The sequence below is a fragment of the Arthrobacter sp. genome (assembly GCF_031179385.1).
GTDB lineage: Bacteria > Actinomycetota > Actinomycetes > Actinomycetales > Micrococcaceae > Arthrobacter_D.
In genome coordinates this window covers 1-6436 of record NZ_JAPSHV010000135.1, presented here as the reverse complement: position 1 = coordinate 6436, position 6436 = coordinate 1, and the positions used below count along the sequence as shown (strand labels likewise).

Below are 6436 nucleotides of genomic sequence, written 5' to 3'. Positions count from 1 at the left end.
GTCCGCCTCCGCAGCGGTCTCGGACAGGAAGAAATCGCACACCACCAGGAAGTCGAGGCGGCGCAGGCCCTCAAGGACGGTCGCGGCATTCGGAGCCGACACCACCACGTTGGCGCCATGAACGAACAGACAGCGCACGCCGTCTGGCTTGCCCAGCGACCCCAGGAGTTCGACGGCGGGAACTCCCGGCCCGGGGATGAGGGACTCGGGCACGCCCCAGACTCCGGCGACGTGTTTGCGGGCGGCGGGGTCGGTGATCTTGCGGTAGCCGGGCAGCTGGTCCGCCTTCTGCCCGTGCTCCCGTCCGCCCTGTCCGTTGCCCTGGCCCGTGAGCGTGCCGTAGCCGCTGCCGGGGGTGCCGGGCAGCCCGAGGAGGAGCGCGAGGTTGATGGCGGCCGTTGCAGTGTCGGTGCCGTTGGCATGCTGCTCAACGCCGCGCCCGGTCAGGATGTACGTCCCGCCGGGTCCTGCCAGCCGGTGGGCAGTTTCACGGATGAGCTCGGCCGGCACCCCCGTGACGGAGGCAACGCGTTCGGGCCACCACGGGGCAACGCTGCGGGCGATGGCGTCGTATCCGCTGGTCCGCTGCTGCACGTAGGCCTGATCGACGAGGCCGTCCATGATGACCACGTGGGTAATGCCGAGGAGCAGTGCGAGGTCAGTCTTCGGCGCGGGCTGCAGGTGCCGCCCGCGGCCCTCGGACGTGAGATCCGCCGTGGCCGACCGTCTCGGGTCCACGACGATCAAACCGCCGGCATCGCGCGCGCCCTGAAGATGCTGCACGAACGGCGGCATCGTGTCTGCGGTGTTGGAGCCAAGCATGAGGATGGTCCGTGCTGCACCGAGGTCCGCCAGGGGGAAGGGCAGTCCGCGGTCCAGTCCGAAAGCGCGGTTCCCGGCCGCAGCGGCGGAGGACATGCAGAACCGTCCGTTGTAATCAATGCGCGAGGTTCGCAGAGCCAGCCGCGCGAACTTGCCCAGTTGATAGGCCTTCTCATTGGTCAGACCGCCACCGCCGAAGACACCGACCGCGTCCGCGCCGTACCGTGCCTGGGTCGAGACGACCTGGTCGCGGATGAGTTCAAGGGCACGCTCCCACGAGATGGGACGGTGCTCGCCGTCGTCGTGCCTGAGAAGGGGCTCGCGGACGCGGTCCGGATGCTTCAGGAGCTCGGCGGACGTCCATCCCTTGCGGCACAGTCCACCCTTGTTGGTGGGGAAGTCCCGGGCGCCCACCTCCACCGAATCGAAGCCGGTGGAGGTCAGCGTCATGGCACACTGCAGGGCGCAGTAGGGACAATGCGTGGCTGTTCCTGAACTAGCTGAGCCCGAAGGAGTGCCGCACATGCTAGACGTGCCCGACGCTCGAGGTGCTGCGGCGCAGGTAGAAGAACCAGGTCACCGCAAGCATGAGGACGTAGGCGGCCACGAAGCCGTAGAACGCGGACTCGTAGGTGCCCGTGGCGCCCTTCGACGCGTTGAGCACCTGGGGGATGACGAAGCCGCCATAGGCTCCGATTGCGGAAATGAGACCCAGAGCAGCTGCGGCCTTGCGTCCGGTGCTCATGGCCCCGTCGGATCGTCCCCGGAGGGCGAAGATCACGGGGATCATGCGGTAGGTGGAACCGTTACCGGCACCGGCCGCTGCGAAGAGCACCAGGAACAGGCCGAGGAAGAGCCAGAAGTTGCCCAGCGGCAGCGTCCACACCACGGTGAGGGCAATCATGGCCATGACGGCGAAAGCGGTCACCGTGATGCGTGCGCCGCCCCACCTGTCGGCAAGACGTCCTCCGTACGGCCGGGCCAATGAGCCGACCAACGGACCGAGGAACGCGAGGGACAGGGCAGCCGGACCGAGTGCGAAGGTGGAGAACTCCGGAAAGGAGTCGAGGATCAGCTTCGGAAAGACGCCCGAAAACCCGATGAACGAGCCGAAGGTCCCGATGTACAGGAAGGCCATGATCCACAGGTGCGGTTCGCGCAGGGCGGCGATGGAGCCGGCGAGGTCGGACTTGGCGCTGGACAGGTTGTCCATGTACTTCCAGGCACCGAAGGCGGCGACGAGGATCAGCGGCACCCAGATCCAGCCGGCCAGCGGCAGGTTAAGCGTCGCGGCCGCGCCGGCGGCGATCACCAGCGGAACAACCAACTGCGCGACGGCGGCACCCAGGTTTCCGCCCGCGGCATTCAGTCCCAACGCCCATCCCTTTTCCCGGACGGGATAGAAGAAGGTGATGTTCGCCATCGAGCTGGCGAAGTTGCCGCCGCCGAAACCGGCGAACGCCGCGATCAGGAGGAGCATCCCGAACGGAGTGTCCGGGTTGCTGACCGCGATTGCGAGGCCGATGGAGGGGATCAACAGCAGGAGCGCGGAGATGATCGTCCAGTTCCTGCCGCCGAACCGCGGAACCATGAAAGTGTAGGGGATCCGCATGGTCGCGCCGACGAGGCTCGGCATGGAGATGAGCCAGAAGATCTGCGAGGTGGTGAAGTTGAATCCGGCTGCGGGGAGATACACCACCACGATTGACCAAAGCTGCCAGACAACGAAACCGAGGAACTCACAGGCGATGGACCACTGCAGGTTACGCCGGGCGATCGTCCTGCCGCCGGAGTCCCACTGATCCCGGTCCTCGGGGTTCCAGTTGTCGATCCAGCGGCCCGGCCGGTGCACAAGGGCGGCACCGGGCGCTGCTCCTGACACGGGAGCTGTTGATGATGGGGCATCCGGGGTGACTGCGCGGTCGACGCTCATCGCGAACCTTTCGTTCAAGGGGCAGTACAGCCACACTAGAAAGGGCGCGTTTCGAGTCCGCTCGCGGGATGTAAACGGGATGTGACATCCGGCTATCCGCCCGCGAAGAGGCGCGTTAGCCCGCGGAAAAGCTCCCGCCACACAACGACAATGTCCACAATGTGGACGAGTTATCTCACTGTTCGGCTGCAGTGATGAGATTAGGAAGCACCAATATCACGGCAGGCTGTGTATTACGCCGTCGTTCAGAGAAAGCAAGAAATATGTCATCGTCATCTTCGACCGTGGAGCCCACAGCCAAGCCGCTGAACTCCCGGGGGCGCGTGATCTTCGCGAGCCTCATCGGTACCACCATTGAGTTCTACGACTTCTACATCTACGCCACGGCGTCGGTGCTGGTGTTCCCGGCCCTGTTCTTCCCCAACTCCTCACCGGCGACGGCGCTGCTTCAGTCCTTTGCCGTGTTCGGCGTCGCCTTCGTGGCCCGTCCCCTCGGATCGATCGTGTTCGGACACTTCGGGGACCGTATCGGTCGCAAGGGAACCCTGGTCGCGTCGCTGCTGACGATGGGTATCGCGACCTTCCTCATCGGCGTCCTGCCTACCGCACAGGTTCCGGGCTGGACCTTCCTCGCTCCGGCAATCCTCGTTCTCCTGCGCTTCTTCCAGGGCCTGGCCCTCGGCGGTGAGTGGAGCGGCGCTGCCCTTCTCGCGACCGAGAACGCACCCGCAGGCAAGCGCGCGATCTACGGAACGTTCCCGCAGCTGGGTGCTCCGATCGGCTTCATCATTGCCAACCTGCTGTTCGTTGTCCTCAACGCCACGCTCGACCCGGAGGCGTTCATGGCCTGGGGCTGGCGCGTCCCGTTCATCGCCAGCGCGATTCTCGTCATCGTCGGCCTGTACGTGCGCCTCAAGCTCATCGAAAGCCACTCATTCCAGCAGGTCATCGAAAAGGGCAAGGTCGTCAAGCTGCCCCTGGCGTCTGTGTTCAAGCGTCAGTGGCGCCCGCTGCTGCTCGGCACCTTCATCATGTTCGCGACGTACGTGCTGTTCTACCTGATGACGTCCTTCACGCTGACCTTCGGAACCGCGCCTGCCACCGTTGAGTCCGCCGCCGCAGCGGCTGAGGCTGCGGGCAAGCCCTTCAACCCCGACACCTTTGTTCCGGGCCTCGGCATTGCGCGTGGTGACTTCCTCTGGATGCTGATCATCGGCGTCGTGTTCTTCGGCATCTTCACCATCGTGTCCGGTCCGTTGGCCGAGAAGTTCGGCCGTCGTCGTATGCTTCTGGCCACCACCGTGGGCATTGCGCTGTTCGGCTTGACCTGGGTTCCCTTCTTCGGCGGCGGAACCGTCGGCGCCATGGCGCTGCTGATCCTCGGATTCACCCTGATGGGCCTCACCTTCGGTCCGATGGCGGCGATCCTGCCCGAGCTGTTCCCCGCCAACGTCCGCTACACCGGGTCGGCCGTTGCCTACAACCTCTCCAGCGTGATCGGGGCGGCGCCGGCGTCGTTCGTGGCCATCGCCCTCTGGCAGGCGGCAGACGGCAGCACCTTCCTGGTGGGGCTGTACCTCAGCATCGCCGCGGTGCTCACGTTCATCGCCCTCTGGATTTCGCGGGAAACCCGGGACCACGATTACGAGAACAACATCGCCTAACCAGCGTTGCGAGCGAAGGCTCCCGGCCATCAGGTAACTGTTGGCCGGGAGCCTTTTTGCGTTAGCCCACTACCGCCTCTTCCCAAGCTTTCCGCAGGGACCTCACCGCAAAATAGTCCACAGGCTTACCTTTTCTGGCGGGAGCGGATGGGCATGAATCAGGAAACGCTCGCGAGCGGACGGTACGTCCTCGATCGGGTGATCGGCGTTGGCGGCATGGCCGACGTCTATCGCGCACGGGACACCCGGCTGCACCGGGATGTCGCGGTGAAAATGTTCCGCCGCGGATCTGCCGAGGGCTTGGCACGGGGGTCCGGCGAGGCGAAGATGCTCGCGGGCCTTCACCACCCGGGCCTGGTTCGGGTACTGGACATGGACGCCGAATGCGCGAGGCTCGAACCGTCCTACCTCGTCATGGAATACGTCAGGGGCTCGGACCTTGGGGCAGTGCTCCGGGAGGGCCCGCTCCCCGTCGAACGGGTTGTCACGGCCGGCCTGGACCTTGCACGCACCCTCGAGTACATCCATGCTCAGGGCATCGTGCACCGGGACATCAAGCCCTCGAACGTGCTCACCCGCTGTACGGAAGCAGCGGACGGCAGTTTCAGCTTCCTCCTCACGGACTTCGGTATCGCACGATTCTTTGCCAGCAGCCGCGTCAGCGCGACCGGCAGCCTCATCGGCACGGCCACCTACTTCAGTCCCGAACAGGCCCGCGGCGATCGGGTCGGCACGCCCACCGACATCTACGCGCTGGGCCTGCTGCTGATCGAATGCCTCACCGGAGCGCCCGCCTTCCCGGGCGCCGGTCTGGAGAGCGCCCTTGCCCGGCTGAGCCGCCCGCCCCTGATTCCCGAGACCTTCGGCCGCGGCTGGCATTCACTGCTTACCGCCATGACCCTCGACAACCCGCTCGACCGCCCAAGCGCGGCGGAAATTGTCCAGCGCCTCGGCGCCTTGGACCTCCCCGCAACGGCCGTCGGCCCTCTCCCGACACCCGCCACCGAATCAACGACGACGACGGCGGCACCCTCCGCCCCGGCCGGCACCGAAGAGCGGTTAACGGCCACGAAGGCCAGGTTCTCGGAGCAGCTCACCCTCGACCGGCCCGAGGTCGACGACAGTGAAGCAAGTTCCCGCCCTGCGGAGGCGAGGCGGGCCTCGGTGAAGGTGAGACTGCGCGCGCGGGCGCTGGCCGCCGTCGTCGTGCTGGTGGGTTTGATGTTCGCGGTCCTGATGATGGTTTTCGACATGAACCCTGGGCCGGGACCCACACCTCTGCCCACAATCCCGGGGAGCACCGGTGCCCTGCTGGACAGTCTGTATGAGAGCGTGCAGCCGTGATCATTCGCGCTGCCCTGAGCACTGTGGTGGTCGCCTCCGTGCTCATGTTCAGCGGGTGTTCTGCCCCGCCGATCGAGTCCCGGGTGGCGCAGGAGCTGCAATCCGAGGTGCAGCAGATAGCGGTCCTCACCGCGCGCGGTGACACGGCTGATGCTGTGGCCGCAGCTCATGAACTCGCGGCACGGGTAAGGACCGCCCAGATGGAGGGGAAGATCACGGGTGAACGCGCCGTGATGATCCTTCAGCGTGTGGAGCAACTTATTGAGCGGCTGGTGCGGTCCGGTGCGGCACCGGCACCGCTGGATCTACAGCCGATGGCGTCTCCGATGGACCCGGCGGCACCGGCTCCCAAACCCCAGCCCGTGCCGGAGCCGGAACCCGAATCCGAACCTGTTCCAACCGATCCAACCGATCCAACCGACATCCCGAAACCCGCGGAGCAACCTGCGCCTCCTGCGCCCGTCGAGGCCGCTGACCTACCGGGGCCGGTCGTCATCGAACCTGCACCGGAGCCCGTCGACTCCTCCGGGAGCTCCGGCACCGGATCGGGGAGTGGGGCCGACAGCGGCTCCCCGAACAGCGTCCCGGGCACCGCAGGGAACTCCGGCAGCGGTGTGCCGGGGAACGAGACAGCGGGGAACGGTACAGCGGGGAACGGTACAGCGGGGAACGG

The 6436-nt window shown here is 66.1% G+C and carries 5 protein-coding genes; 3 read left to right on the top strand and 2 right to left on the bottom strand.

The window, feature by feature from the left end:
• Window positions 1-1347, bottom strand: a 1347-nt coding sequence (locus tag RIF85_RS13870) for a molybdopterin-dependent oxidoreductase (protein ID WP_309072488.1), incomplete at its 3' end; no start/stop codon positions are given.
• 1 nt (window position 1348) lies between these two features.
• Window positions 1349-2755: an MFS transporter gene (locus RIF85_RS13865; RefSeq protein ID WP_309072487.1), complete on the bottom strand. Its 1407-nt coding sequence runs from the start codon at window positions 2753-2755 to the stop codon at window positions 1349-1351.
• Window positions 2756-3018: 263 nt separating this feature from the next.
• Between RIF85_RS13865 and RIF85_RS13860 the strand changes: the two genes are divergently transcribed.
• From RIF85_RS13860 to RIF85_RS13850, 3 genes are all read left to right on the top strand, one after another.
• On the top strand, window positions 3019-4419 hold the full coding sequence (locus tag RIF85_RS13860; RefSeq protein ID WP_309072486.1) for an MFS transporter: 1401 nt from the start codon (window positions 3019-3021) through the stop codon (window positions 4417-4419).
• A gap of 153 nt (window positions 4420-4572) precedes the next feature.
• A complete protein-coding gene (locus RIF85_RS13855) occupies window positions 4573-5763 on the top strand; it encodes a serine/threonine-protein kinase (protein ID WP_309072485.1) in 1191 nt (396 codons plus the stop codon).
• Window positions 5760-6436 (top strand): hypothetical protein (locus RIF85_RS13850; RefSeq protein WP_309072484.1); only part of this gene is annotated, 677 nt, incomplete at its 3' end. The genes RIF85_RS13855 and RIF85_RS13850, both read left to right, overlap by 4 nt.

Coding starts and splice junctions, on each gene's coding strand:
- RIF85_RS13860 (WP_309072486.1), top strand. CDS start 3,019: ATGTCATCGTCATCTTCGACCGTGGAGCCCACAGCCAAGCCGCTGAAC.
- RIF85_RS13855 (WP_309072485.1), top strand. CDS start 4,573: ATGAATCAGGAAACGCTCGCGAGCGGACGGTACGTCCTCGATCGGGTG.
- RIF85_RS13865 (WP_309072487.1), bottom strand. CDS start 2,755: ATGAGCGTCGACCGCGCAGTCACCCCGGATGCCCCATCATCAACAGCT.